This is a genomic window from Halalkalicoccus sp. CG83 (assembly GCF_037081715.1).
Lineage (GTDB): Archaea > Halobacteriota > Halobacteria > Halobacteriales > Halalkalicoccaceae > Halalkalicoccus > Halalkalicoccus ordinarius.
Genome location: NZ_JAZDDH010000001.1, coordinates 1771840 through 1796294 on the forward strand (window position 1 = coordinate 1771840; position 24455 = coordinate 1796294).

Here is a 24455-nt window from a genome sequence, read left to right on the forward strand (position 1 = left end):
CATGGTACCTCCGACCGACGGCCGCCGCACGATCGAGCCCGAACGACGCGCCCGCCCGAGGCCGTGATCGGCGCACCGATTCGCCGGGGGAGATGGGCCGACCACCCGTACGTCGCGGTCGGCGACGGTCCGCGGACGCTCCTCGTGATCCCGGGTCTCAACGACCCGCTGTGCCGGGTCACCGACGCGTGGTGGTTCAGCCTGCTCGTCGCGGCCTACTGCAACCGCTACGCCGGCCGGCATACGGTGGCGATGGTCAGCCGGCCCGAGGGACTCCCCGCCGACGTCTCGACGCGGGAACTCGCGGACGGTTACGCCCGCGTGCTGGAGGAGGTCGGCCCCGCGGACGTGATGGGGCTCTCGTTGGGCGGGTTCGTCGTCCAGCGTCTCGCGGCGGATCGCCCCGAGAACGTCGAGCGCGCGGTCCTCGGGCTGGCCGCGGTCCGGCTGAGCACCCACGGCCGCGAGGTGGTCGAGCGCTGGCGCGCGCTCGCCGAACGCGAGCAATGGCGTCCGATCTGCGGGGAGGCCGCGCACATGGTCGCGAGCGGTTTCCGAGCTCCCGTCGTCCGGGGGGCCGCGACCCTCTACGGTCGGTTCGGCTCGCGATCGTCCGTCGACCGCCGCGATTTCGTCGCCTCGGCCGACGCCTGCCTGGACCACGACGCGACTCCCTGGGTGGACGACGTCGCCGTCCCGACGCTCGTCGTCGGCGGAACCGAGGACCCCTTCTTCGCCCGCGAGGAGTATCGTCGGACCGCGGCCTCGATACCCGATGCCCGCTACGTCGAGATCGACGCGGGTCACGACGCCGTCCTCGATCGCCGGCGGGAGTTCGACGGTGCGATCCACGGGTTCCTCTACGACTGAAACGCCGAGTCCCGATCCTCGAGGAACGCCGAGACGCCCTCCCGGTGCTCGTCGGTCCCGAGCGGCTGCGACTGGACGGGGCTCTCGTAGTCGAGCGCCTCCTCCAACCGTCCGAACGTCTCGTCGATGCGCTCGTAGGCCGCCGCCGGCGTCCCCTCGAGCGCGGCGATCGACTCGAGATCCTCCGCGCTGAACGCCCTCCCCTCGCCGGTGAGGACGATCGCGTCCAGTTCGTCGGGATCCGCTTGCGAGAGCACGTCGGCGAGTTCGGCGGCGCTCTCGGTGGTGAGGGCGTTCGACGCGTCGGGCCGATCGAACGTGACGGTTCGCACGCCGTCCCGGTCGGTGATCCCTATTTCCGGGAGTCCCGTTCCCGTCAGTTGAGCGCTCGCCCGCCCCGGCTACGGCGCCAGCGGATCCGCGCTCTCGAGAACCAGATCGCGGGCGACCGGCGACAGCGAGTAGACGCCGTCGGACGTGCGCTCGACGCAGGCACACTCGCGAAGCTCCAACAGCAGCGTCCAGACCCACTGGAACGGCGCGTGTACCCGATCCTCGACCTCGCGGGCGGTCGCGCCGCCGGTCTCCGCGAGCACCTCGATGACCGCCCACGTCTGGCGCTCGTTACAGAGCGACCGCCGGCTCGCGGCCTCGATCTCGGCGGCGATCGCCACCGCGTCGGCCGAGCCCTCCTCACGCTCCCGCCCGTCGATCGGCACGTCGACGAGCGCCTCGTCCTCCCCGGACTCCGAACCCGAATCGGACTCCGCCTCGCCTGCGTCCCCGTCGCGCTCGTCGAGCCGCCGGCGCAGTTCCTCGATCTCGGCCTCGAGGGCGGTGTTCTCGGAACGGAGCCGCTCGAACTCGTCGTCCATCGTCACCTCCGGGAGCGTCGCCTGTGGCGGCGGGGTCTCGGTCCCGCGCTCCTCGGAGAGCGCCGCGGCCATCTGCCGGGCGGCCGCGCTCACGTCCCGAGCGGACTCCAGTTCGCGTTCGAGCTCGGCGATCCGCTCGTCCCTGCGCTCCAGTTCGCGTTCGAGTTCGGCGATCCGGTCGGCCTCGCGCTGCTGGGACTCGGTGATCGTCTGGAGGTCGTCGACGAGGGTGTCGCTCACCGACTTGAGCTCGGGGCGTTCGAAGTCGTCGAGTCCGGGGGTCGCGCCGGCGTCGAAGGTACGTTTCCGCTTGAACCGGACCCGGCGGACGTCGGCGTCGGTCCAGTCGGTCTGGAGAAAGGCCTCGCCGGCGTCGAGTTCCGCGACGCGGTCGCCGTACTCGGTACCGACGATCCGGCCGACCACCTTGGTGTCGTTGTCCCAGGTCAGCCGGTGCCAGACCAGCCAGTTGGCCTGGGTGATGAAGTCCTTCTTCACGTCGGCGGGTCGCTGGCTGATCCCCACGATGCCGAGGCCGTGTTTGCGCCCCCGCTTTCCGACCTTGATCAGCATTCGGCCGGTCTCGTCCATCCCCCCGCCCTCGGGGATGTACTCGTGGACCTCCTCGACCACCAGGAGGAAGGGCTTCTTCAGCTTCTTCTCCTTCGCGAAGAGGTGGCGTGCCGTCTCCCGAAGCAGTTCGTCGGCGGCCTCCTCGTCGAGGTAGCCCGAGACGTCGAGGATTGTGGGGACGTTCTGCTCGAGCGCGAGCGCGGCGACCTTCTCGGCGTGTTCGGGACCGACCTGGATGTCACACTCTTCATCGGCGCCCGCGTGGAGCAGTTCGTACTCCTCCTTGAGTCCGTAGTACTCGCCGTCGGTGTCGACGATCAGGACGGGATAGCCCGCCTCGAGCAGCTCCTCGACGACGACGCTCGCGGTGTTCGACTTGCCGGATCCCGATTTTCCGGTGACGAACCCCCGGCCCGTCAGCACCTCGACGACCGGTAGCTCGATGGTCTCGCGGTCTCCCGAGCCGACGCTCTCGCCGACGGCGATGCGCTGTTTCTCGCTCATGGTCGTCCCCGCTCGTTCATTGCCGGAACGTATCGGTTAGATTACTTAAATCCGCCGGGCGACGAAACGCCACCGGCTCGGTGCTTCGACCGTCGAGCGTGGTAGTCCGAGCCACGCCGTGGTCACCAGGCCTCGCGGAGCACTCGCTCGATCCCTTCGGCGGTCGGCTCCAGGCTCGTCGGCACACGGGTCATCGGCGAGTCGTCGACGACGAACTCGGCGATCGCCGGCAGGTCCTCCTCGCGGGTCTCCGGAAGATCCCGGAGGCGTGTCGGCGCATCGAGCGCGTCGCGCACGTCGGCGACGGCCTCGACGATCTCCTCCCCGAGTTCGACGTCGGAGCGTCCGGCGGGGTCGATCCCGAACCCCTCCGCCAGCAGGGCGCGACCGGCGTCGACCTCCTCGAAGAGGTACCGGAGCACGTGCGGGGCGACGACCGCGTGTACCGACCCCTGCTGGAGGGAGTACCGGCGGGCGAACCCGTGGCCGAAGGCGTGAATGATCGAGATCTTGCGGTCGAGCTGGACGAGCAACGAGCCGACCACCGCTCGATCCATCGCCTCGCCGTCGTCGGACCCGTCGGCGATCCGTGGGAGCGCATCACTCAGCAGGCGGAGCCCGTGGACGGCCGCCGCGTCGCTTACGGGGTTCGCGTCCCGGGCATACGGCGTCTCGATCCCCTTATCGAGACCGTTCATCGCCGAGCCGGCCAGCGCGCCCGCGGGCGTCGTCTCGAACAGGGCCGGATCGGCGAAGTCCGCGATCGGCATCGCCGATCCGCCGACGCTCGCCGGCTGGCCCGTCGGCGATTCGGCGGCCGAGAGCAGCTCGATCGACCCGGTGTCGGAGACGTCGGCCCCCGCGAACGTCGTCGGAACGACGATCACCGGCGGTCGCTCGTCGTTCGAATCGGGCGGGCTGACCCCACCGTTACGTGCCTCCTCGCGGAGCTCCGACAAGGATCGGCCGTCCTGCGCGAAGACGCTCGTCTGTCGGGCGACGTCGAGGCTGCTGCCGCCGCCGATCCCCACGAGGACGTCGGCGTCCGTTTCGTGCATCTCGTCGATGGCGCCGAAGGCTGCCTCGGCCGATTTCTCCGGCGTCGTCCCGTCGAAGACGCCGGCGAGACGATCGCCGAGTCCCTCCTGGATCGGCTCCATCAGCTCGTCGCTCGCCCCGACGTTCGACCCACAGACGATCAGGGCGCGATCGAGGTCGTGTTCGGCGAGGTAGTCGCCGAGACGGCCCACGCAGCCGCGACCGTAGATCAGGTCGCAGCCGCGGTACTCGTACTCGAAGGACTCCGAGACGGGTAGCATCCCTCCTCGGTTGTGGCGGCTCCACGATGTAGCTAGGGGGGCCGCGTCGTCCGCGCTCGGCGTCCGCGACCGGGCCGAACCCGTGAATTGATCCGTTGACCCCGTCGAGGAGTGTACATGAACGAGGGGTCCACGGCGAATGCGGGCTGGTTCGAGGGACTGGATCGCGGCGACCTCGACGGGGGCAGCGAAGCCATCGAGAGCGGGTCAGCCGAGTCGCCGTCGAACTGGCCCGAACGGGCGGTCGAGACGGGGTTCGCCGAGAGCGAGGACGACTACTACCGCGCGCTACACGAGACGACGATGCGGGCCACCCGCGAGGCGGTGACGGAACGCGAGCGGGCGGACGACGCCCAGCTCGTCCACGCCGTTCGGGCGATGGACGACGCGGAACGCACCGCCAACGAGCTTGCCGAGCGGGTCGCCGAGTGGGCGGGGAGCCTGTTCGACGTCGACGGCGCGGGCGTCGGGTACGCCCGCGAGGTGGCCGGACGCGAGCCCGATGGTCCTGCCGAGGAACGTGCCGTCTCGCTCGCACAGCGTACGGTGGAACTCGCCGAGGAGGCCGATTCCCTGAGAGCGTTCGTCGAACGGACGACGCCCGCGGTCGCGCCCAACCTCGCGGCGATGGCAGGCCCCGTCCTGGCCGCACGATTGATCGCGCTCGCGGGCGGTCTCGAGGCGCTCGCGAGGAAGCCCAGCGGCACCCTTCAGGTGCTCGGCGCGGAGGACGCCCTGTTCGCCCACCTGCGGGGTCGCGCACCCTCGCCGAAACACGGGATCATCTACACCCACGAGTACGTCAGAGGGACCCGCGCCGAGGACCGCGGGTCGGCTGCCCGCGCGCTCGCGGGCAAGCTCACCATCGCAGCGCGGGTCGATCACTACTCCGGCGATCGTCGTCCCGAACTCGACGCCGAACTCGACGAGCGCATCGCTACCATCCGAGCGCGGGAGGCCGAGGAATGAGCCTGCCCGACGGCGTCGAACGGCGGACGATCGCCGGCGAGGAACGCCTCGCCACCCGCGGCAAGCCGGTCTACGGCGAGCCGACCGAGGGGGAGTGGCGCGTCTGGGACCCCGACCGATCGAAACTCGGCGCAATGCTCGATTCGGGGATCGAGACGGGACTCTCGGACGACGAGACGGTGCTCTACCTCGGGGCGGCCAGCGGTACCACTGTGAGTCACGTCGCCGACTTCGCCGGTCCCACGTACGCGATCGAGTTCGCACCGCGGCCGGCCCGCGACCTGCTCTCGGCGGCCGAACCCCGCGAGAACCTCTTCCCGCTGCTGAAGGACGCCCGCAAGCCCGAGACGTACGCCCACGTCGTCGAAAGGGACGTCGACGCGATCGTTCAGGACGTCGCCACCCGGGGACAGGCGGACGTGGCGATCCGCAACGAGCGCTTTCTGGCCGAGGACGGCCGCCTGCTCGCGGCGATCAAGGCCCGAAGCGAGGACGTCACCCGCGAGCCCGACGCGGTGTTCTCGGACGTGCTGGATCGGCTCGAAACGTCGTACGAGGTCCTCGAGACCCGCCGACTCGAGCCGTATCACACAGACCACCTCGCGGTCGTCGCCCGGCCGCGCTGAGACGGCGGCTATTTATCGGATGCGGCCGAAGCCCGTGGCGATGGAGACGGGTTCGGCCGAGAACTTCGCGCGGGTGGGCACCCTTGGAATCGAGGAGGAGTTCTTCGTCGTCGACGAGTCGGGACGTCCGGTCTCGGGCACCGACGACCTCGTCTACGCGAACGATCCGCCCGGCGTCCTCGAAGACCGGCTGGACCACGAGCTGTTCAAATGCGTAATCGAGACCCAGACGCCCGTCATCGACTCGCTCTCCGAGGCCGGCGACGTTCTCCGCGAGGTCCGCGAGGCGCTCGTCGAATACGCCGGAGAACACGGGTATCGAATCGCCGCCGCCGGGCTACATCCGGCCGCGAAGTGGCGCGAACTCGAACACGCCGAGAAGCCGCGCTATCGCGCACAGCTCGATCGGATCCAGTATCCCCAGCACCGGAACACGACCGCCGGACTGCACGTCCACGTCGGCGTCGACGACGCGGACAAGGCGACCTGGATCGCGAACGAACTGCGCTGGTTTTTGCCCGTTATGCTCGCGCTGTCGGCCAACTCGCCGTACTGGAACGGCTTCGACACCGGCCTCCAGTCGGCCCGCGCGAAGGTGTTCGAGGCGCTGCCGAACACGGGGATGCCGACGGCGTTCTCGAGCTTCGCGGAGTTCGCCGACTTCGAGCGCCTGATGGTCGAGCAGGGGTCGATCAACGACCGTGGCGAGCTCTGGTACGACGTACGGCCCCACTCCGGCCACGGCACCGTCGAGATACGGACTCCCGACGGACAGACCGACCCCCAGCGTGTGATGGCGTTCGTCGAGTACACACACGCGCTGGTCGAGGACCTCGCGGCCCGCTACGAGGAGAGCGCGGATCCGTGGGCCGCCTATGGGTCGAGTAGCGCGGAACTCCGTTCCGCCGGCCGTTCGAGCGGGCACGGCCCGCGAGAGGGCGAGCACGGTTCGCGGGACGGCGAGGAGGGATACGACCACCGTCGGGAGCTGCTCGACGAGAACAAGTGGCGCGCGATGCGCTACGGCCACGACGCCTCGTTCATCGATCGTGATCGCTCGGGCGTGGTCGATCTGGGCACCGTCGTCGATCGAGAGTGCGACCGTCTCGGAGTCGAGGGGATCCGCGAGCTCTACGAGGGCGAGAGCGGCGCCGATCGCCAGCGCCGGATCCGCGACGAGCGAGGCCTCGACGCGCTGTGTGAGTCGCTCGTCCTGTAGGCGGACCGTAAACAAGTTTTTATGCCGCGTCGCCTTCCGTCCCTCCAGAGAGGACATGTCTGGAGACGACTCGAACGTCGACGACGAGATCCCCGTCGACGTCCACGAAACCGAGGCCGAGCGCGACGCCCGAACGCGAATCGAGGAGGGGGCGGACCGGGCCGTCGAGGAGTTCGACCGGGGGATCGTCGACCTGCTCGCGTGGGTGCTCGACACCGAGACGCGCGCTCGGATCTACGTCTACCTCCGCCAGTACCCCGGCTCGACGAGCGAGGAGGTCGCCGCCGGGACGGGTCTCTACCCCAGTACCGTCCGCGAGGCGCTCGCGGAGCTCCACGATGAGGGGAAGGTCGACCGCGGAAAACGCGAGAACGAGGGCGCGGGCAACAACCCCTACGAGTACACCGCGATCGCGCCGAGCGAACTGGTCGGCGGGATCGTCCACCAGGTCCAGGACGAGCTCAACACAGTGATCAACCTCGATCGGTATCTCGACGAGAGCGACGACGGCGAGCCCGCCGAACCGATCAGCATCACGGTCGACGACGTCGGCATCGAACCGGACGCGGACGGCCCCGCCGAGGACGTCGACGCCGGGGACGCCAGCACCGACGAGAACGAGGAGTAACCCACAGCCGAAGCCACTAAGCCACAGGCTCACATCGCCTTCGACATGCAGGTTGCGCTGGGTGGGACGTTCGATCCGATACACGACGGCCACCGGGCTCTTTTCGAACGCGCCTTCGAGCTGGGTGACGTGACGGTAGGACTAACCAGCGACGACCTCGCCCCGGAGACCCGTCACGAGGACCGCCCCATCCGGCCCTTCGAGGAGCGGCGGTCGCGGCTCGAGGACGAACTCGCGGCGATCGAGGACGACTGTGACCACGACCGGGAGTACGAGATCCGCGAGCTCGACGAGCCGACCGGCATCGCGATCGAACCGCAGTTCGACGCGCTGGTCGTCTCGCCCGAGACGCACGAGGGCGGCGAACGCATCAACGAGCGACGTCGCGAGCGGGGACACGACCCCCTCGAGATCGTCGTCGTCGAGCACCTGCTCGCCGAGGACGGCGGCGTGGTCTCGAGTACGCGGATCATCCGCGGCGAGATCGATGAGCACGGCAACCTCACGCCCGAGCGGGAGGGTCGTGGCGCACGACAGGAGAGCTGAGTTCCGAGTCACCAGGTCGGCGGTTCGAGTCCGGCGCGTTCGAGCAGCGGCTTCCACCGCTGCTGGATCGTCAGCCGGGTGACGCCGACCGCGTCGGCGACGGCGCCCTGTGAGCGCTGGTCGCCCGCGATCAGACTGCCTGCGTAGAGGCTCGCCGCGACCGCCGCGGGCTTCGAGCGGTCGTTCTCCGGGACAGTCGAGAGGAAGAGGTCCTCCGCGTTCGAGCGCGCCTCGCTCCCCAGATCGAGGCTGTCGGCGGCCCGCTGGAGGTCGGTCAGCCACCGTTCGTTCTCCAGGCGATCGCTTGCGCGGTACACGCCGCGAATTGGTCGTCGCCGGAAATAAACCCCCGGACCGGACGACAGCGACGGGTTTTTATCGCGCTCGGCGGGTAGTAATCGGTGCGCGCGGGTTGCCGAGCTAGGCCAAAGGCGCAGCGCTTAGGACGCTGTCCCGTAGGGGTCCGCCGGTTCAAATCCGGTCCCGCGCACTGAGCGAACGAAGTGAGCGAGGGAGCAGGGCCGGTTTGAACCCTGCGAGTCGCAGCCGACGAACGAGCGAAGCGAGTGAGTCGGACCGTCTCGCTCCGGTTCAAATCCGGTCCCGCGCACCTTTTGCTGCACTCCGCTCGCTAGCGCTCGCTCCGCTGGCAAAAGCTGCACCAAAACGCGGCTCGCTCCCGTTGGCCGCTCGCCGCGACCGCTCGCTTCGCTCGCGGGAGGAGAGCGATTACTGTTGCTTCGAAAGATTCGATCGTTATTACCGACGAAATCGCAGAGCGAATTCGACCTCAGGAGTCCGAAGTTGATCGGCGTGAACTCCGAAATCGTAACCACTGAATGAGCGAAATCCAACTCCTTCCCCGTAATTCGAAGTCCCGATTCTACGCAACGATTAAGCCATCCGGACGCCATCTATCTACACGATTCTTACCGAGCTGGCAGTTTTCTGCGGTCTGGGAGAGTCGAGCGGTCACGATGGCTCAGTACGAACGGCAACGGAAGGTGGAATCGATACCCGAGGGACGCTGGATCCGCTTCGGCGGCTTGGCGGCAGTACTCGGCGGAGTAGTCGCAGTGGTGAACGCCCTTATCTTGTTCGCAGGGCTTCAACCGGAGAGCGGTTCCATCGGCGATCAGCTCGCGGCGATCATGGCCGCGCTCATCGCGGTCGGGCTCGTGGCGTTCTACGCCAGCGAACGGGGCTGGTTCGGCCGCCTCGCGCACCTCGGTATGGCGCTCGTGGCGATCGGCCTAGTTCCGATGGTCGTCGGCTCTGCCGCAATAGGCTGGGTTCCGTCCTCCGGGGAGTCGTTCTTCATCGCCTATCTGCTCGGGCTACTGGTCGCGCTCCTCGGAGCGATCGTACTCGGTATCGCGATGCTTCGGAGCGACGCTGCCCCGCGTGCGGCGGCGTGGCTCCTGATCGTCGCGTTACCGGTCGGACTTCCCGCGACGATCGGATACACCCTCGTCACGATGGGCGTGGTCGATCACGCGTGGGTCGGCCCCGAACTGCTCTTCGGTCTCGCGTGGGTCGTCATCGGCTACTCCCTCTGGAACCGGCGAGCAACTCTCGGAGTCGAGGAAGCGTCCCGGTAGAACTGCGAGACGAACTGCCGAACGTCGGATCGAACGGCATGCTCCCCGCGTCCCGATGACACCGCTCGAGTCGACCGCACTCCTGCTCGCCTCGCTCCCGACAGTCGTCCGCCGTCCGTCGTACGTGTAACGCAGTCCCACAACGCTTTTTCGCGCGCCCGGAGTGATACCCATAATGAGTGCTGTCTCCGAACTTCTGGATGGGATCGTCGAGAACGTGGACGCCGTCGCGCTGTTCTCTCCGGGCACCTCCCTTTACGAACGCTTCGCCGCGCTCGAGGACGTCGACGTGCTCGTCGTCGGCACCGAGAACGGGGTCGACGCCGATCGGTTCGTCGAAATTCCCCTCGAGTTCACCGACGTCAAGGACCGCGTCAAGTTCGGACTCGGCGCGGCGATCGGCAAGGAGCTGATCGACGAGGGCGACGTCGTCGCCTGTGCCACCAGCATCTTCGACGAGGAGATCGACACCGTCTCGCGGGTCCGGGCCACCGACACGATGTACTCGACGCTCTACGACCTCTTCGCCCACTCCCGCGCCGAACCGGAGGTGATCCGCGCCGTCCTCGAAGTCGCGATCGACCTGGGGAAGAAGGGCCAGAAGGGAAAGCCGGTGGGTGCGCTGTTCGTCGTCGGCGACGCCGGCAACGTGATGAACAAGTCCCGCCCGCTCAGCTACAACCCCTTCGAGAAGTCCCACGTCCACGTCGGCGATCCGATCGTGAGCGTGATGCTCAAGGAGTTCTCGCGGCTCGACGGCGCGTTCGTCATCAGCGACTCGGGGAAGATCGTCTCCGCCTACCGCTACCTCGAGCCCGCCGCGGAGGGCGTCGACATCCCGAAGGGACTCGGGGCCCGGCACATGGCCGGCGGCGCGATCACGCGCGACACCAACGCCACCGCGATCGTCCTCTCGGAGTCCGACGGCCTCGTCCGGGCGTTCAAGGGGGGCGAACTCGTCCTGGAGATCGATCCGGAGGAGTACTGAGATGGTGAGCTTCCCGTTCGTGTGGGACCCGATCATATGGGCGGTGCTCGTCTTCTTCGGGATCCTCGTCATCGGCTACGTCTTCGGCCAGCTCGCAAAGCAGCTGCTGATCGCCGCCGGGGTTTCCGAGGCGGTCGAGGGGACCGCCTTCGAGCGTACGGCCCAGGGACTCGGAAGTTCGACGGTGTCGGTCGTCTCGCGGCTGAGCTCCTGGTTCATCTACGGCGTCGGCGTGCTGGTCGCGCTGTACGTCGCACGCGTGCTGGAACCGGGACTGTTCTGGCAGCAGGTCGCCCGGCTGCTGCCGCGGGTGTTCATCGCCGCCTTCGCCGTGATCGTCGGCATCATCGCGGGCGATAAGGCCGAGGTACTGGTCAACGAACGGCTGCGCAGCGTCAAGGTCCCCGAGGTGGCGCTCATCGGCACGATCGTCAAGTACAGCATCATCTACGTCGCCGTTCTGATCGCGCTCGGCCAGCTCGGCGTCGCCACCTCCGCGCTGTTGATCCTGCTCTCGGTCTACGCCTTCGGGCTGGTCTTCCTCGGCGGCATCGCGGGCCGCGACCTCCTCGCCTCGGGGGCCGCGGGGCTCTATCTCTTCCTCAACCAGCCCTACGGCATCGGCGACCGGGTACGAATCGGCGACCGGGACGGCGTCGTCCAGGAGGTCGAACTGTTCATCACCCGAATCGAGGACGACGGCATCGAGTACATCGTCCCCAACCGAACGGTGTTCGAGGAGGGCGCGAGCAAACGCCGTCCTTGACGTCGACGAGGGGTCCGCCGACGAACCGAACCATCCGGTGAAGCGAGCGCGGCCCTCAGAGCTCGTCGAGCGTCCGAAGCAGTTGGCCGCGGTACTCCTCGTCGCTTCGCTCGCCCTTCAGCTCGAGCACGTTGCGCTCGAGCTTGTCCAGCGCGATCGAGAGCGCCTCGTCGCCGCCGTAGCCCTCGCCGGTACCCGCGAGCTCCTCCTGATCGGTCCACATGCGGACCTGACAGCGCACGAGCGAGCGGCCGCGTAGCTCCTCCTCGTGTTCCTGGAAGCGGACGTGAACGTGATGGACGTCGAGTTTGCGGTGCTTGCCGGTGATCTCCTCGAGGCGCTCTGCGATCTCCTCGCGGCTCGTCGAGTGCAGCAGATCGATGTTGGTGATCTGGACGTCCATGACCTCCTCCCGCGTATAGGAGAGCGCCCGCATCACGTCGGTCTTCGTGAGCACGCCTGTGACGCGTTCGTCGTACTCGGGCACGACCACGAGCCCGTCGACGTTCTGCTCGAGCATCGTCGAGACCGCCTCCGAGACGGTGGATTCGAGCGTGGTCGTCTTCGGGGGCCGGTCCATGACGTTCTCGACGGGGAGCTCGCGGAGGGTCGGCGAGTCCCCACCCCGGTCGCCGACGGACTGTTTCCGGGTATCGCGGACGACGAACTCGACGAGGTCGTCCGCGGTGACGATTCCGATCGGACGGTGGCCGTTCTCGACGACCGGGAGCCGCGAGATGCCGTGCTCGCGAAGCAGGTTGATCGCCTCGCTCAGGGTATCGTCCTCGGTGACGGTGACGACGTTCTGCGTGGCGATCTCCTTCACCGTCAGCACGTCGAGGTTCTCGAGGACGGCCTCGAGGATCGCGTCCTGGGTCACCCCACCCCAGAGCTCACCCTCGACGGAGACCGGTGCGACCCGCGTCTCGTTCTCGACGAGCAGGCGGGCGACCTCGCGGACGCCCTCGGTGCGGTCGACCACCGGGACCGCCTTCATCACCTGGCGGGCGGCGGTCTCGTCGTCGGTCTGGGATCGAAGCAGCTCCTGGGGAGTGATGACTCCGACGCACTCGCCGTCCTCGACGACCAGGATCCCGCCGGGGTTCGCGTCCTCGAACGTCGATCTGAGTTCGCCGACCGTCTCGTCGGGACGAGCCCGAACGTACTCGTCAGTCGCGATGTCGCTGACGTCCATGTTCGATGGTGCTTTCCTCCCGCTGTTTAACGTTAGCCTTGCAGCTTCAGGCGTCTACGTCGCTCGGCCCCCGGCGTTCTCTACCCCCTGAAACAGCGTGCCGTACTCGTCGGGGAGCTGCTGGCGGACGTTCCTGTACTCGTCTCCGGGCACCGCCTCCGCGATCGCGTCGGTCGTCGCCCGCGTCACGCGTCTCGCGAGCTCCTCGTCTACGCTCGCCCGCTCGGCGACGCGAGCGACGAACTCTTCGGGGCCGAACGACTCGGGCTCCGAGTCGGTCTCGAGCGCCGCGGCGATCTCCTCGGGCAGGAAACTCGTCAGGTCGTCGACCGCGCCGGCCGACAACCGTTCGCCCAGGGTTCGGAGAACGGGCCTGCTGGCGTCTTCCGCCTCCTCGACCGACTTCAGGTCGGCCTGCTGGCGTACGATCGTGTAGAATTCGGAGGGCTCCATGGTCCGAGGTTCGGCCGAGAGCTCCTTCAACCCGGTGCCGTCAGTCGCCGGGATCCCGGTCGCGCACCTCCGCGGGCACGCCCGCGACCGTCACCCCGGGAGGAACGTCCTCGACGACCAGCGAGTTCGCGGCGACGCTCGCGCCCGCGCCGATCTCGACGCCGGGGAGGACGACCGCACCCGCGCCGATCATCGCCCGCTCGCCGACGACGACGGGGCCGGTCCGGTACTCGTCCTGGAGGAACTCGTGACAGAGCAGCGTGGCGTCGTAGCCGATGATCGCGCCGTCCTCGACGGTGATGAGGTCGGGCCAGAACACGTCCGGCGTGGATTCGAGCCCCCACGACACCCCCTCGCCGATCGTCACGCCGATCCGCCGCAACAGCCAGTTCTTGGTCCGGAGGCTCGGCGAGTGACGCGCCGCCACGATGGCCGCGTAGTTGATCGCTACCCGCAGCGGGTGGCGGGCCTCCGGCCAGGACCACAACGAGTTCGCCGGGCCGGGAGTGGGGTGGCGTGCGACGCGGTCGTGGCGCGGCGGGGTGTCGTCGCTCACGCCCCGCCATTGGCCGGGCGTACCCTTGAATCCGTACGGTCGGGCTACTCGGGGTCGGTCTCGTCCTGGCCGAGCGACTCGTCGTCGTCGGACTCGTCGTCGTCGGACTCGTCGTCACCGTTATCGTCGGTCCTCTCGCCCTCCACGTCCCCCTCGGCGCCCGCACTCCTCTTGTCGTCCCCGCCGTCCCCGGTTCCACCGTACTGTCCGTCCTCGTCGTTCACGTCGTTGCTGCCGTAGGCTGGCTCGTCGTCTTCTCCCATGGAGCGGAGGAGAACGGCCACGGGCGAAAGGTTCGTGCCGGCAAGTGCCGTCACTTTTCACGTGCGTCACGACGCGGCAGGTCCTCGATCGCCGGCCCGTCGAGCACCTTCCCCCCGGGAGTGAACCGCGATCCGTGGCAGGGACAGTCCCAGCTCTCCTCGCCGTCGTTCCACCGGAGGACGCACTTCATGTGCGGACAGATCACCGAGACGGCGTTGATCTCCCCTTCCTCGTCGCGGTGGACGCCCACGGGCCCGTCGTCGGTCTTGACCGTCGTCGCCTCGCCCGGCGAGAGCGTCGCCTCCCGTTCCGAGAGCAGCGACTTCGCCCAGTCGGCGGTGAAGTGTGCGCCGACCTCCGCGTTGTGCGTTACGAGCGACTTCGCCGACTTCGCGTTCACCCGCGCGGGCGAGAACACCTCGGCGTTCGGATGCTCGCCGTCACAGATCAGCCCGGAGACGATCCGGCCCGCCGCGGTCCCGCCGGTCATCCCCCAGCCGCCGAAGCCGGTGGCGACGTAGAGGTTCTCGCGGGCGGGACCGAGATGGCCGACGTACGGCACGCTGTCGAACGGGCTGTAGTCCTGCGTCGACCAGCGGTACTCGACCTCCTCGACGTCGAACTGCTCGCGGGCGAACGACTCGAGGCGGTCGTAGCGTTCCTTCGTCGAACCGCCCTGGCCGGTCTCGTGGTTCTCCCCACCGACCAGCACCAGTGGCTCGCCCTCGAAACGGTGATATCGGATGGAGCGATAGGGCTGGCCGGTGTTGTAGTACATCCCCTCGGGGGGATCGCCCGCGATCCGGACGGCGACGACGTGCGAACGCTTCGTCTTCATCCGCGCGAAGTAGCCCCCACGGTCGAAGACCGGGAAGTGGGTCGCGACGACCACGCTGTCGGCGGTGACGGTCCCACGATCGGTCTCGATCCGGCAGGGGTCGCCGGGGTCGAGATCCGTCGCGCGCGTCTCCTCGAAGATCGCGCTCCCGTCGCCGGGGATCGACTCGGCGAGCCCGAGGACGTACTTCCGGGGGTGGAACTGGCCCTGGTCGGTGAATCGGATCGCACCCCCGGTCTCGAAGGGAAGGTCGAGGTCGCCGTCCTCGGCGAACTCCGCGGGCAGGCCGAGGCGTTTCGCCGCCCGTACTTCGTCGCGGACCTGCTCGCGATCGCTCGCGTCGTCGGCGTAGACGTACGCCGGCAACCGCTCGAACTCGGCGTCCAGCCCCTCGCTCCGTTCGGCGATCTCCTCGAGGGCCGCCTCGTTCGCGTCGGCGTACTGTTGTGCGCGTTCCTCGCCGACCGTCTCGATCAGCTGATCGTACTTCAGGCCGTGCTGGGAGGTGACCTTCGCGGTGGTGTGGCCCGTCACCGCCGCCGCTACCCGATCACGCTCGATCACCGCGACCCTTCGTCCGCGTTCCTTCAGGTGGGTCGCCGTCGCGATCCCCGCCATTCCGGCCCCGATCACCGCCACGTCGGCGTCGTATCCGTCCTCGAGCGGCGAGAACCGGGGGCCGTCGGTGGTCGCGAGCCATGCCGATTCGTCTCTGGTCCGGCCGTGTTCGCTCATGGCCGTACCATCAACGGAACCCCCCTCGTCGTTGCCCCTGCAGTTGCCGGTGTCTATACGGAGAGTCCCCTCTCTCGAAACCCGTACCGATCGAGAGAAACGGCAGATCGTCCAGCGAGAGTCTCTTCAGGTGGCTACGTCGCTACGTGTGGACCGATGCCGTCTCCGTGGCGAAGGGATCTAGGTCCGTAGAACCGGGCGGAAGGGCGGTGCCCTATACGCCCGGGATGCCCAGCGCCTCGGGCGTGACGATGCCGAGGGAGGTGAGCGCGAAGAGGATGAGGATGGCGATGATCCAGGCGATGAGCCCGATGCCGATCGCCGTCCCCCAGCCCCCGGGGTACTGCCAGTTGATGACGCCGATCCACACGATGAGCATGAGGAGCGGACCCAGCAGCGGGATCCAGCCGACGAAGAATCCCACCAGCGTGTACGCGACCGCTCCGATCAGCGCCGTGATGGCGGCCCGGATGAACCCGGTGTCGCGGTCGATCATCACCTGGGCGCCGAGGTGGATCGCCGCCGTGCCGATGAGCAGGCTGACGAGAAGAACGAAGACGGCACTGATGATCCCCTCCTGATTACCGCTCGCCTGCAGGAGGACCTCGCCGATCACGGCACCGAGGTCGGCTACCATCGGTCTTCCTCCTTTCGCGTCGTCTCCGATGTCTGTGTCGTCGTTTCGATCATGGTACCAGTCTCCACTTTGAGGGAACGAACGCATAAGACTGCGGCATGCACTACCAGCGTCGGCACGTTCCGACCCCCTATGCGTGATTCCGTTATTCGACTCTCGCTGAAACCGTTAGTAACCGATAGAATACCGCGTTCGCTGAATGTTCGACACAGCCGGACCCTCGTAACTCGTTCCCGGTTCGCCGCATCGAGGAATCGAACACCGCAGAACGGCGACTCCGTCCCTATCAATCCCCGCGAAGTTCGTTCGCGTGATCGATCCGTTTCTGTACCAGCGCCTCGGTGCCGACGTCGTGGCGGATCCTGACGCCCTCGTCGGCCCCTGCGAGGGCGTCATCGGCGATCGCCTCGGCCTCCGGGATGGTCTCGGCGATCCCAACGACGGCGAACGCCCGCGAGGTGGTGGTGTAGATGCCGTCCTCGCGCTCGTCGACGCTCGCGTAGAACAGCTGCGCGTCGTTCGCGTCTCCCGATCCGTCGCCCGCCGCGCGTCTCACGCTCTCCTCGTCGACGGCGATCCGCGTTCCTCCCGACGGGTCCTCGGGGTAGCCCTCGGGCACGGCGTACTTGCAGACGGTCGCTCGCGGGGCGAAGGAGAGCTTCGGGAGCTCCTCGCCCTCGCGGGCGGCGACGAGCACGTCGAGGAACTCCGTGTTCATCACGGGGAGCGTGTTCATCGCCTCGGGGTCGCCGAAGCGGGCGTTGTACTCGATCACCTTCACGCCGTCGGCGGTGAGCATGAACTGGCCGTAGAGAACTCCCGTATAGTCGTCGAGCGCCTCGACGGTCGCGTCGAGAATCCTGACGGCCTCGCGGTACTCCTCCTCGGTCATGAACGGCAGCTCGAGGCCGGCGTCGCTGTAGCTTCCCATCCCGCCCGTGTTGGGCCCCTCGTCGCCCTCGTAGGCGCGTTTGTGGTCCTGTACGGCAGGGGTCGCCCGAAACGTGTCGTTGGCGACGAACGCCTGGACGGTGAACTCCTCGCCGACGAAGCGCTCCTCGAGGACGACGCGGTCGTAGTCGTTCTCCCTGAGGTACTGCTTCGCTTCGTCCCTGTTCACTTGATCGCCGATCACCTTCACCCCCTTGCCGCCGGTGAGCCCGGCGGGCTTCACCGCGAGATCCGTCTCCGATGAGTCGATGTACTCGCACGCCCGTTCGGTGTCCTCGAACGTCTCGAACGCCGGACAGCCCGGGATCGAGTGTTCGCGCATGAACCGGCGCTGATAGGCCTTGTCCGTCTCGATTCGTGCCGCGTCGGCGTTCGGGCCGAACGCGAAGACGCCCGCCTCGGTCAGGGCGTCCGCGACGCCCGCTTCTAAGGGCTTCTCGGGGCCGACGACGGCGAGTGTCGCACTGACCTCCTCCGCGTACGACGTCACGGCGCTCGAGTTCGTCGTCTCGAGCGTCTCGAATCCCGTGGCGATCCGGGCGATCCCCGGGTTCCGGTTCTCGGCACACGCGTAGAGTTCACAGTCGGTCCCCTCGAGCGCACGCGCGATCGCGTGTCCGCGTCCGCCGCCGCCGACCAGCAGCACGGTTTCGGTCATGGGTGAGAGACGCGCGGGCCCTACGGTAAAGATTGTCCTTCCCTATAGGCGAGGCGCGACCTCCTCGCCGAGTCGTCGGATACACTCGAGAAGCTCCTCGTTCTCGATCCCGGGCGCGTACGGCCGGAAGACGAAGTGAACGTCCTCGCCGAGCGCGTCGCGGTACTCCCCGAGCTCCTCGGCCACGTCCTCGGGCGTGCCGACGATCGCCCGCTCCTCAAGTTCCTCCCTCTGTTCGTCGGACAACTCGTCGACCTCCTCGCCCTCCGCCCACTCCTGGTACTTTCGCTGCTGGTAGAAGTAGCCGTCCCGGAGCGTCTCCCAGGCTTCTTCGTACGTGTCGCCGACGAAGCCGTACTGGACGACGTAGGTGGTGAACTCGCCCCCGATGTCCTCTTCCTCGCGAACCTGCTCGATGTCGTCCTGTCTGAGCTCGATGTCGTCGACCGAGAGCATCTCGTTCGCACACCAGCCGTCGCCCATCCGCGCCGCTCGGCGCACCGCGGGCTTGGCGAGTGCGCCGAGCACGATTTCGGGGGGTTCGTCGGGCGTCGGCGTCACCTCGGCGTCGGGCGAGATCGGGTGGAAGTCGGAGTCGTATCCGAGAGAACCGGGCTCCCAGGCGTTCCGCAGCAGCTCGATCGCGTCCTCGGTGCGGTCGGTGCGTTCGTCCTTGGGGACGCCGAAGTTCTCGAACTCGAAGTCGAGATACCCGATCGAGAGGCCGAGCGTGAGCCGATCGTCCGAGATCGCCTGAACGGTTGCGGCGTCCTCGGCGAGGCGAACCGGATCGTAGAACGGCGTCAGCGCGACCCCCGAGGCCAGTTCGATCTCCTCGGTCGCGCCGGCGAGCGCCCCCAGCGTCGGCATCGTCCCCGAGAGGTACTCGTCGTCGGTGAAGTGGTGCTCGGAGGTCCAGACGCTGTCGAGGCCGGCGTCCTCGGCTGCCCGTCCGAGTTCGAGCACCTCGCCGTAGCGCTCGCTCGCGGAACGGTCGTCACCCGGCAGTCGCTGTGCGCTCAGAAGTCCGAGACCCAGTTCCATGCCCGCCAGTTCGATACACGATGGGATAAGCGCCCGCCCGGACCACGCCTCTGCCGGTAGTATTACTTGCCTCGGTTCGATTGCCCACCTGATGCAGGACGTAGCGATCACCGACGTCGAGACGTACATCGTCGCGAACCCCTGGAAACCGTGGGTGTTCGTCGAACTCGAGACCGACGCGGACGTGACCGGTCTCGCCGAGGCCACCACCCACGACAAGCCCCGCACCGTCGCGGCCGCCATCGAGGAGATGTCGAACTTCTTCATCGGAAAGGACCCCTTCGACACCGAGGCCATCTGGCTGGAGATGTACCGCGACGAGTGGTTCTCGAAGAACGTCATCAACACCACCGTCTGTTCGGCAGTCGACATGGCCTGCTGGGACATCAAGGGCAAACTGCTCGATACGCCCGTCTACGACCTGCTGGGCGGGCAGGTTCACGGTGACGAGCTGCGTGCGTACGCCAACGGCTGGTACACCGACACCGGAGGCGAGCCCGAGGGGTTCGCCGAGGCCGCAGAGCGCGTCGTCAACGACGGCTACGACGCGATGAAGTTCGACCCGTTCGGTACCGCCTGGCAGCACATGTCGAAGAAGGACGTCAACCGCTCGGTCGACATCGTTCGGGCGGTCCGAGAGGCCGTCGGCCCGGACGTCGACCTCCTGATCGAGTGCCACGGGCGATTCTCGGCCGCCCAGGCGGTCGACATCGCGCGCAAACTCGACGAGTTCGACCCCACCTGGTACGAGGAGCCCTGCCCGCCGGACTCGATCAACAGCCTCGCCGAGGTGGCCGATAAGTCGCCGATCCCGGTCGCGACCGGCGAACGCCACATGACCAAACACGACTTCTTCGAGCTGGTCACACGGACGGACGTCGACGTCTTCCAGCCCGACCTGATGAACACGGGCGGGATCACCGAGGGAAAGAAGATCGCGGGGCTCGCGGAGGCCGACCATGTCAGCATCGCCCCACACAACCCGCAGGGCCCGGTCGCGGGCGCGATCTACTCGCACTTCTGCACCTCGACGCCGAACTTCCTGATCCAGGAGATGTTCCAGACCTACGACGTCGACTGGGTCGACGACCTCCTCACGGAGCCACTGGAGGTCGAGGACGGCTACGTGCAGGTGCCCGAGGGGCCCGGATTCGGCATCGAACTCGACCACGACGTCGTCGAGGAACACACCTACACCGGCGAGGGCGTCCACACGATCAACCTCTTCGAGAAGGACTGGGAGAAACGCGAAGTCGAGCTGCGATAACCCCGACTGCGAAACCGTTCCCAGTTTTTAAAGATACGGACTTCCGACCGCCTCAGGCGAGCGGGAGGATCGTCGCGAAGACGAGCGAGCTGATCAGACCGACGATCCCGATCAGTATCGTCGACACGGTCCAGGTTTTGAGCGTCTCGGCCTGTGTGAGCCCGCCGATCTCCTTGACGATCCAGAAGCCGCTGTCGTTGTACCACGAACAGAACGAGGCACCCGCGCCGATCACCATGACCATGTAGGCGGGATTGACCGTCAGCTGGCCCGTGAACGGCGCCATGATGCCGGCCGTGGTGACGATCGCGACCGTCGCCGATCCCTGAACGACGCGCACCCCGGCGGCGATCACCCACGCCGTCACGAGGAGCCCGAACCCGACGTTTTCCAGCGCACCGGCGATGTACTCGCCCGCACCCGCCGCCGCGAGCATCGCGCCGAAGGCACCACCGGCGGCAGTGATCGCGGCGATGTTACCGCCGCTCTTGAGCGCCTCCGTGAGTTCGTCCGAGAACGTCTCCGAGGAGAGGTCGCTCATGCGGTAGAACGTGAACGCCGCGACCAGCGCGGCGATCGTCAGCGAGAAGTTCGGGTCGCCGAAGAAGCCCGTGACGGCCGCCGGTGTGCTCTCCTCGCCGACGAACGTCTCGACGCCCGTGTTCGCGGCTACGAGGAGGACCGCCAGCAGGATCGGGAGCAGCGACTCGAACAGCCCTGGAAGGGCGCTGGTCGGCCTGTTGACCTTCTCCTCGAGCTCGTCGACCGAGGTCCCCATCGCGTCTCGCAGCGGGATGTCCATGCGGCGATTGATCACGTACCCGTATCCGAGACCGGCGACGAGCGCGGTCGGGAGCCCGACGAGGACGCCGGTGATGATCGTGGTTCCGATGTTGGCGCCGAGTTCGCCAGCCGCGAGGAGCGGGCCGGGCGTCGGCGGAACGAACCCGTGCGTGACCACGCCGGCTCCCCCCATGGCGACGATGAACAGCGCGTAGTTCCCTCCCGTCCGGGAGCGAGCCGCTCGCGCCAGCGGCGCGAGCAGATAGAAGACGTTGTCGAAGAAGACCGGTATCGCGATCACGAAACTGCTTCCGAACAGCGATAGCTCGGTCCGGTCCTGGCCGACGACCGAGCTGAACCCGCGTACGATGCGATCCGCGGCGCCGCTTTCGACCATCGACTTGCCGATGACCGCCGCCATGAGGATCGGGATACCGATCCCGGCCATGCCATCACCGAACGCGGCGGCGAACTCGCCGGGGATCTCTGCAAATGCGACCTCCGGCGTGACGATACCGACGACGAGCCCCGCCACGACGAGCGCGATGAACGGTGGCAGGTCGAGGACGACCAGGAGAAGGACGATCGCCACGATCCCCGCCAGGAGCGCGACGACCGGGCCCTGTCCCCCTAACTGGAGTATGGTAGTGTCGAACATCACGTGTACCCTCCATGAATAATGGGTATTTAATAGTTTTCCACTGCGAAACCAAGTCGATCGACGATGGTTCATGGATCCATCAGCGGGCTTACCGCCCGCTACGGGATGGTTGAGTGGCGGTAGTCCGCAACGAGGAGTGACGGACATCATCCCGGCGAGCGACGGCACGGCGGCGCTCTCGCTCCTCACGAAGGAGACGGAAGGGTACTCACGACTTCGACACGCGGGCGGACGTTCCGTGGCTCGAAAACGGGAGTACAGTCGTGTGTCGACCGCAGCGACTGTGTTACATACGCCCAACTCCTGACCTCAAGTGGATCCAACGATCGGGGACCACCCTCGTCACGGAACGAACTGGATGCACCGGATACCTTCGAAGGATTGTAGGGGGCATCCCGATCGAGTGAGCGAAAACGAGAGCCCTCGTGGAATCCCTCGATTAGCGATAGGTCACAGAAGTCGTGCTGAAGACGAAACAGGTATGTAGTGCTGGATATCGACTCGTCAAGTGACGGTCAGTCCTCTCCGTTCCAGTAAGCCATCTCTGCGTCTTCGACCAGGCATCTGGTGAGCGTACGCTGGTTAGGTGACCCGAAGGGAACTGACCCCGCGAACAAGCCGAACTTCCCCGAGTCGGGATAACTCCAATGAGACGGTGAATCGCTACACGCCTCAATACCCAGGTAGCTGATGGGGCCCGATAACTCGGACCTGTCACACAACATCACTCATAGCATCGATGATATCGCGGAACTCATCGAATGTAAACGCCCGCAGCGTCTCGGTCGTGACGTTACCACTGCTGGCGAGCGTGAGTACCGTTTGCACCGCGATATCATCGTTCGGGAAGTCGGCGATAACGAGACCGTCATATCGTCCCAACGTGTAAAAAAACGCCCGCCACGTCCCGCCCATCGACTCGACCAAGGCTTTCGCCTTCTCGGTCCGGTCAGGACTGTCGTGGACGTTTTCGATTCCCCGAGGGGTGAAGTTGGTCAGGAACACGTACGTCGGCATAGACGGTTGTTATTGGCTGCTGTGCGCCCCAAGCGAGATACTCTTCACGCCGTACTTCTGACAGGCGTTCTGCGCCTGGTTCGACGTGAACTCGTATTGCGGATTCTCCCTCACCTCGACCACATCGAAGCCGGCCGTTTCAATCATCGACGTGTACTCATTGATTTGTTCGGCACCGCCGATACACGCCGCCCAGAGATCCGCATTGGTCTTGATGCTGTCGGGCATCTCGGTCTCGCTGATGATGTCCGAGAGCGCCACCCGGCCTCCCGGTTTGAGCACGCGGCTCGCCTCCTCAAAGACGCGCTCCTTCTTCGGTGAGAGGTTTATCACGCCGTTCGAGACTACGATGTCGAACGTCTCGTCCTCGAACGGGAGGTCCTCGATGTGCCCCCGCTCGAAGGAGACGTTCTCAAGTCCCGCCTCGTCGCGCAATCCCCGGGCCTTCTCGAGTTGCTCGTTAGTCATGTCGAGACCGGTCACGCTTCCAGTGTTGCCGACGTGGAGCGCCGCGACGAAGACGTCCATTCCCGATCCACTGCCCAGGTCAAGCACGTCGTCGCCGTCCTGGCAGTTGGCGAGATCGAAGTGATAGCCCACCCCTGCGAAGGAGTCGATCGCCTCGTCAGGTATCCGATCGAGATCGGCCGGCGAATAGCCGAGTTGTTCCGCCAACGGGCGCCCCATCTCGAAGTGGAACTCCTCGTTCGGCGTTCGGGCGACGTCCCGGTAGACTGCTTTGACCTCTCGTTCAAGTTTGTCGATGTCGAGTGTTTCAGCCATCCATGATCACCTTCTCAGTCAGCGGCCGTCCCGGCCGCCGCGGCAGCGGTATCACCATGAGTGACTCGCTGGTCGTTGGACATAGGTTCGTTTTACCTTTCAGCGAAAGCTGATACGAGCGTGAGGGTTAGATAGCTATCTCGTGACATTCCCGCAGCCACTGCCCGCCTTGCAACTGGTGAAAACCGACTACCAGAGGTAAGCAGTGAACTGTCCGCCAGTGGGATCACCGCTCCAGCCGGTGAGTCTCCACCAGCAGGCATCTCCGGTGGCGACTACCCATCGAAACTAGTAGTGAGGAGGGCTTAATGCGCTTGTACGCCACGTTGTCGTCACGCTACCAGCGGGTTCGAGGGCGAGCGGACGATACATCTCGTCAGCCAACCCCATTCGACTATCGATCTACTAAAATTTAGAACGGTCCACTAGGATCCAGCGTCCCCGTCAGGGTTTGTTAGCTGAGGTTCAGATCGGACGCCCCTGTATGCAAGCCCGGCCCCCACCACGAACACGATCGTCGCGAGGTAAATGGGCCCGAGGTGCGTCACCCAGTTGTGGGTGAAGAGGTCTGCGTAGTGCATCGGAAGCGCGATTCCCAGCCCGACCACAGCGGCGACGATTGCGGTCGTCCACGCCCATAGCTGCCCACTTCGCACCCCATACCACGCCAGCGCTGCCACGGCGATCCCTGTAGCGATGATGAACGCCGCAGTGGCGACGTGGAGATGATTGATGTAGTGCATGATCGCGGGGTCGACGGCGTCGAGGTCCGCCGGTGTGACTCCGTTGAGGGTTGCGACGCCGAGCTCGAAGCCGGTACCGAAGAACGTCCGGGCGAGGAAGACCAACCCATAGCCGATAAAGGCGACGCCCGCAAGCGCCATGAGGAGAGAACCATGCCGGAGCCCACGCTCGAGTTCATAGTCTGTCTCGTGTTGGTCGATGGTTGCTTGATCCGTACTCATTGTACCACCGAGAGACGATATGACTCGGGGGATAGTGTAGCTAGCTAGTGGATTCCAGGCAACCGCTAACCCGCTTTCATCGGCTGCAAGGAGAACACCGGCTGCAAACCAGTGAACCGGCCACTATACCGATCATCTCTTTACCGGAGCACACTCCCAACACC

26 protein-coding genes and 1 tRNA gene are annotated in these 24455 nt (G+C 66.5%); 11 read left to right on the forward strand and 16 right to left on the reverse strand.

The window, feature by feature from the left end:
* The first annotated feature begins 63 nt into the window (after positions 1 to 63).
* On the forward strand, positions 64 to 870 hold the full coding sequence (locus V0Z78_RS09215) for an alpha/beta fold hydrolase (protein ID WP_336344331.1): 807 nt from the start codon (positions 64 to 66) through the stop codon (positions 868 to 870).
* Here the strand turns inward: V0Z78_RS09215 and V0Z78_RS09220 are convergent.
* The 3 genes from V0Z78_RS09220 to V0Z78_RS09230 form a co-directional block, all read right to left on the reverse strand.
* The gene (locus V0Z78_RS09220; protein ID WP_336344332.1) at positions 861 to 1202 is read right to left on the reverse strand and encodes an enoyl-CoA hydratase/isomerase family protein; all 342 of its coding nucleotides are present in this window, start codon (positions 1200 to 1202) and stop codon (positions 861 to 863) included. The two genes, V0Z78_RS09215 and V0Z78_RS09220, sit on opposite strands and share 10 nt — an antisense overlap.
* Before the next feature lie 69 nt (positions 1203 to 1271).
* Positions 1272 to 2822 carry an ATP-binding protein gene (locus V0Z78_RS09225; protein ID WP_336344333.1) on the reverse strand — a complete coding sequence of 517 codons (1551 nt, stop codon included), beginning with the start codon at positions 2820 to 2822 and terminating at the stop codon, positions 1272 to 1274.
* A 122-nt stretch (positions 2823 to 2944) separates the two neighbouring features.
* A complete protein-coding gene (locus V0Z78_RS09230) occupies positions 2945 to 4141 on the reverse strand; it encodes an iron-containing alcohol dehydrogenase family protein (RefSeq protein ID WP_336344334.1) in 1197 nt (398 codons plus the stop codon).
* A 117-nt stretch (positions 4142 to 4258) separates the two neighbouring features.
* Here V0Z78_RS09230 and V0Z78_RS09235 point away from each other — a divergent pair, with 117 nt between their 5' ends.
* Genes V0Z78_RS09235 through V0Z78_RS09255 form a run of 5 tightly spaced genes read left to right on the forward strand, consistent with a single transcriptional unit; the run spans position 4259 to position 8129 of the window.
* Positions 4259 to 5110 carry an NOP5/NOP56 family protein gene (locus V0Z78_RS09235; RefSeq protein WP_336344335.1) on the forward strand — a complete coding sequence of 284 codons (852 nt, stop codon included), beginning with the start codon at positions 4259 to 4261 and terminating at the stop codon, positions 5108 to 5110.
* Positions 5107 to 5736 carry a fibrillarin-like rRNA/tRNA 2'-O-methyltransferase gene (locus V0Z78_RS09240; protein ID WP_336344336.1) on the forward strand — a complete coding sequence of 210 codons (630 nt, stop codon included), beginning with the start codon at positions 5107 to 5109 and terminating at the stop codon, positions 5734 to 5736. The genes V0Z78_RS09235 and V0Z78_RS09240 overlap by 4 nt, the downstream gene beginning before the upstream one ends.
* A 40-nt stretch (positions 5737 to 5776) precedes the next feature.
* A complete protein-coding gene (locus V0Z78_RS09245) occupies positions 5777 to 6955 on the forward strand; it encodes a glutamate--cysteine ligase (protein ID WP_336344337.1) in 1179 nt (392 codons plus the stop codon).
* Between the two features lie 55 nt (positions 6956 to 7010).
* On the forward strand, positions 7011 to 7583 hold the full coding sequence (locus tag V0Z78_RS09250; protein ID WP_336344338.1) for a winged helix-turn-helix domain-containing protein: 573 nt from the start codon (positions 7011 to 7013) through the stop codon (positions 7581 to 7583).
* A gap of 45 nt (positions 7584 to 7628) precedes the next feature.
* Complete coding sequence (locus V0Z78_RS09255; protein ID WP_336344339.1) at positions 7629 to 8129, forward strand: phosphopantetheine adenylyltransferase; 501 nt, start codon at positions 7629 to 7631, stop codon at positions 8127 to 8129.
* Positions 8130 to 8137: 8 nt separating this feature from the next.
* Here V0Z78_RS09255 and V0Z78_RS09260 read toward each other — a convergent pair whose 3' ends face one another.
* The gene (locus V0Z78_RS09260) at positions 8138 to 8446 is read right to left on the reverse strand and encodes a transcription initiation factor IIB family protein (RefSeq protein ID WP_336344340.1); all 309 of its coding nucleotides are present in this window, start codon (positions 8444 to 8446) and stop codon (positions 8138 to 8140) included.
* 88 nt (positions 8447 to 8534) lie between these two features.
* Here V0Z78_RS09260 and V0Z78_RS09265 point away from each other — a divergent pair.
* From V0Z78_RS09265 to V0Z78_RS09280, 4 genes are all read left to right on the forward strand, one after another.
* Positions 8535 to 8619, forward strand: a tRNA-Leu gene (locus V0Z78_RS09265).
* Positions 8620 to 9208: 589 nt separating this feature from the next.
* A complete protein-coding gene (locus V0Z78_RS09270; protein WP_336344341.1) occupies positions 9209 to 9730 on the forward strand; it encodes a hypothetical protein in 522 nt (173 codons plus the stop codon).
* Between the two features lie 175 nt (positions 9731 to 9905).
* Positions 9906 to 10718: a diadenylate cyclase DacZ gene (gene dacZ, locus V0Z78_RS09275; RefSeq protein ID WP_336344342.1), complete on the forward strand. Its 813-nt coding sequence runs from the start codon at positions 9906 to 9908 to the stop codon at positions 10716 to 10718.
* A 1-nt stretch (position 10719) separates the two neighbouring features.
* Positions 10720 to 11484 (forward strand): mechanosensitive ion channel family protein, encoded by a 765-nt coding sequence (locus tag V0Z78_RS09280; RefSeq protein WP_336344343.1) that lies wholly within the window; start codon positions 10720 to 10722, stop codon positions 11482 to 11484.
* Positions 11485 to 11539: 55 nt separating this feature from the next.
* Here V0Z78_RS09280 and V0Z78_RS09285 read toward each other — a convergent pair whose 3' ends face one another.
* From V0Z78_RS09285 to V0Z78_RS09320, 8 genes are all read right to left on the reverse strand, one after another.
* Positions 11540 to 12679: a CBS domain-containing protein gene (locus tag V0Z78_RS09285; RefSeq protein WP_336344344.1), complete on the reverse strand. Its 1140-nt coding sequence runs from the start codon at positions 12677 to 12679 to the stop codon at positions 11540 to 11542.
* A 54-nt stretch (positions 12680 to 12733) separates the two neighbouring features.
* Complete coding sequence (locus V0Z78_RS09290; protein WP_336344345.1) at positions 12734 to 13132, reverse strand: DUF2267 domain-containing protein; 399 nt, start codon at positions 13130 to 13132, stop codon at positions 12734 to 12736.
* A gap of 40 nt (positions 13133 to 13172) precedes the next feature.
* Positions 13173 to 13688 carry an acyltransferase gene (locus V0Z78_RS09295; RefSeq protein ID WP_336344346.1) on the reverse strand — a complete coding sequence of 172 codons (516 nt, stop codon included), beginning with the start codon at positions 13686 to 13688 and terminating at the stop codon, positions 13173 to 13175.
* Positions 13689 to 13732: 44 nt separating this feature from the next.
* Positions 13733 to 13951 carry a hypothetical protein gene (locus V0Z78_RS09300; RefSeq protein ID WP_336344347.1) on the reverse strand — a complete coding sequence of 73 codons (219 nt, stop codon included), beginning with the start codon at positions 13949 to 13951 and terminating at the stop codon, positions 13733 to 13735.
* A gap of 50 nt (positions 13952 to 14001) precedes the next feature.
* The gene (locus V0Z78_RS09305) at positions 14002 to 15525 is read right to left on the reverse strand and encodes an FAD-dependent oxidoreductase (RefSeq protein ID WP_336344348.1); all 1524 of its coding nucleotides are present in this window, start codon (positions 15523 to 15525) and stop codon (positions 14002 to 14004) included.
* A 214-nt stretch (positions 15526 to 15739) separates the two neighbouring features.
* Complete coding sequence (locus V0Z78_RS09310; RefSeq protein WP_336344349.1) at positions 15740 to 16162, reverse strand: hypothetical protein; 423 nt, start codon at positions 16160 to 16162, stop codon at positions 15740 to 15742.
* A 286-nt stretch (positions 16163 to 16448) separates the two neighbouring features.
* On the reverse strand, positions 16449 to 17771 hold the full coding sequence (gene purD / locus V0Z78_RS09315) for a phosphoribosylamine--glycine ligase (RefSeq protein WP_336344350.1): 1323 nt from the start codon (positions 17769 to 17771) through the stop codon (positions 16449 to 16451).
* 42 nt (positions 17772 to 17813) lie between these two features.
* Entirely contained in the window at positions 17814 to 18815 is a 1002-nt protein-coding gene (locus V0Z78_RS09320; protein ID WP_336344351.1) for an LLM class flavin-dependent oxidoreductase, read from the reverse strand.
* Positions 18816 to 18906: 91 nt separating this feature from the next.
* Here V0Z78_RS09320 and V0Z78_RS09325 point away from each other — a divergent pair, with 91 nt between their 5' ends.
* Positions 18907 to 20082, forward strand: a complete 1176-nt coding sequence (locus V0Z78_RS09325) for a mandelate racemase/muconate lactonizing enzyme family protein (protein WP_336344352.1) — start codon at positions 18907 to 18909, stop codon at positions 20080 to 20082.
* A gap of 52 nt (positions 20083 to 20134) precedes the next feature.
* On the opposite strand, the gene V0Z78_RS09330 is transcribed toward V0Z78_RS09325, so the two are convergent.
* The 4 genes from V0Z78_RS09330 to V0Z78_RS09345 all read right to left on the reverse strand — a co-directional run bounded on the left by V0Z78_RS09330 (position 20135) and on the right by V0Z78_RS09345 (position 24291).
* Positions 20135 to 21523: a GntP family permease gene (locus V0Z78_RS09330; RefSeq protein WP_336344353.1), complete on the reverse strand. Its 1389-nt coding sequence runs from the start codon at positions 21521 to 21523 to the stop codon at positions 20135 to 20137.
* A 717-nt stretch (positions 21524 to 22240) separates the two neighbouring features.
* Positions 22241 to 22531 (reverse strand): GYD domain-containing protein, encoded by a 291-nt coding sequence (locus V0Z78_RS09335; RefSeq protein ID WP_336344354.1) that lies wholly within the window; start codon positions 22529 to 22531, stop codon positions 22241 to 22243.
* Positions 22532 to 22552: 21 nt separating this feature from the next.
* Entirely contained in the window at positions 22553 to 23326 is a 774-nt protein-coding gene (locus V0Z78_RS09340; protein ID WP_336344355.1) for a methyltransferase domain-containing protein, read from the reverse strand.
* A 425-nt stretch (positions 23327 to 23751) separates the two neighbouring features.
* Positions 23752 to 24291 carry a hypothetical protein gene (locus V0Z78_RS09345; RefSeq protein ID WP_336344356.1) on the reverse strand — a complete coding sequence of 180 codons (540 nt, stop codon included), beginning with the start codon at positions 24289 to 24291 and terminating at the stop codon, positions 23752 to 23754.
* Positions 24292 to 24455 lie beyond the last annotated feature (164 nt).

What these genes read in the sequence shown, in the direction of transcription:
- V0Z78_RS09225 (WP_336344333.1), bottom strand. Translation starts at nt 2,822, where the DNA reads ATGAGCGAGAAACAGCGCATCGCCGTCGGCGAGAGCGTCGGCTCGGGA.
- V0Z78_RS09230 (WP_336344334.1), bottom strand. Translation starts at nt 4,141, where the DNA reads ATGCTACCCGTCTCGGAGTCCTTCGAGTACGAGTACCGCGGCTGCGAC.
- V0Z78_RS09235 (WP_336344335.1), top strand. Translation starts at nt 4,259, where the DNA reads ATGAACGAGGGGTCCACGGCGAATGCGGGCTGGTTCGAGGGACTGGAT.
- V0Z78_RS09240 (WP_336344336.1), top strand. Translation starts at nt 5,107, where the DNA reads ATGAGCCTGCCCGACGGCGTCGAACGGCGGACGATCGCCGGCGAGGAA.
- V0Z78_RS09245 (WP_336344337.1), top strand. Translation starts at nt 5,777, where the DNA reads ATGGAGACGGGTTCGGCCGAGAACTTCGCGCGGGTGGGCACCCTTGGA.
- V0Z78_RS09250 (WP_336344338.1), top strand. Translation starts at nt 7,011, where the DNA reads ATGTCTGGAGACGACTCGAACGTCGACGACGAGATCCCCGTCGACGTC.
- V0Z78_RS09255 (WP_336344339.1), top strand. Translation starts at nt 7,629, where the DNA reads ATGCAGGTTGCGCTGGGTGGGACGTTCGATCCGATACACGACGGCCAC.
- dacZ (WP_336344342.1), top strand. Translation starts at nt 9,906, where the DNA reads ATGAGTGCTGTCTCCGAACTTCTGGATGGGATCGTCGAGAACGTGGAC.
- V0Z78_RS09280 (WP_336344343.1), top strand. Translation starts at nt 10,720, where the DNA reads ATGGTGAGCTTCCCGTTCGTGTGGGACCCGATCATATGGGCGGTGCTC.
- V0Z78_RS09285 (WP_336344344.1), bottom strand. Translation starts at nt 12,679, where the DNA reads ATGGACGTCAGCGACATCGCGACTGACGAGTACGTTCGGGCTCGTCCC.
- V0Z78_RS09290 (WP_336344345.1), bottom strand. Translation starts at nt 13,132, where the DNA reads ATGGAGCCCTCCGAATTCTACACGATCGTACGCCAGCAGGCCGACCTG.
- V0Z78_RS09300 (WP_336344347.1), bottom strand. Translation starts at nt 13,951, where the DNA reads ATGGGAGAAGACGACGAGCCAGCCTACGGCAGCAACGACGTGAACGAC.
- V0Z78_RS09305 (WP_336344348.1), bottom strand. Translation starts at nt 15,525, where the DNA reads ATGAGCGAACACGGCCGGACCAGAGACGAATCGGCATGGCTCGCGACC.
- V0Z78_RS09310 (WP_336344349.1), bottom strand. Translation starts at nt 16,162, where the DNA reads ATGGTAGCCGACCTCGGTGCCGTGATCGGCGAGGTCCTCCTGCAGGCG.
- purD (WP_336344350.1), bottom strand. Translation starts at nt 17,771, where the DNA reads ATGACCGAAACCGTGCTGCTGGTCGGCGGCGGCGGACGCGGACACGCG.
- V0Z78_RS09320 (WP_336344351.1), bottom strand. Translation starts at nt 18,815, where the DNA reads ATGGAACTGGGTCTCGGACTTCTGAGCGCACAGCGACTGCCGGGTGAC.
- V0Z78_RS09325 (WP_336344352.1), top strand. Translation starts at nt 18,907, where the DNA reads ATGCAGGACGTAGCGATCACCGACGTCGAGACGTACATCGTCGCGAAC.
- V0Z78_RS09330 (WP_336344353.1), bottom strand. Translation starts at nt 21,523, where the DNA reads ATGTTCGACACTACCATACTCCAGTTAGGGGGACAGGGCCCGGTCGTC.
- V0Z78_RS09340 (WP_336344355.1), bottom strand. Translation starts at nt 23,326, where the DNA reads ATGGCTGAAACACTCGACATCGACAAACTTGAACGAGAGGTCAAAGCA.
- V0Z78_RS09345 (WP_336344356.1), bottom strand. Translation starts at nt 24,291, where the DNA reads ATGAGTACGGATCAAGCAACCATCGACCAACACGAGACAGACTATGAA.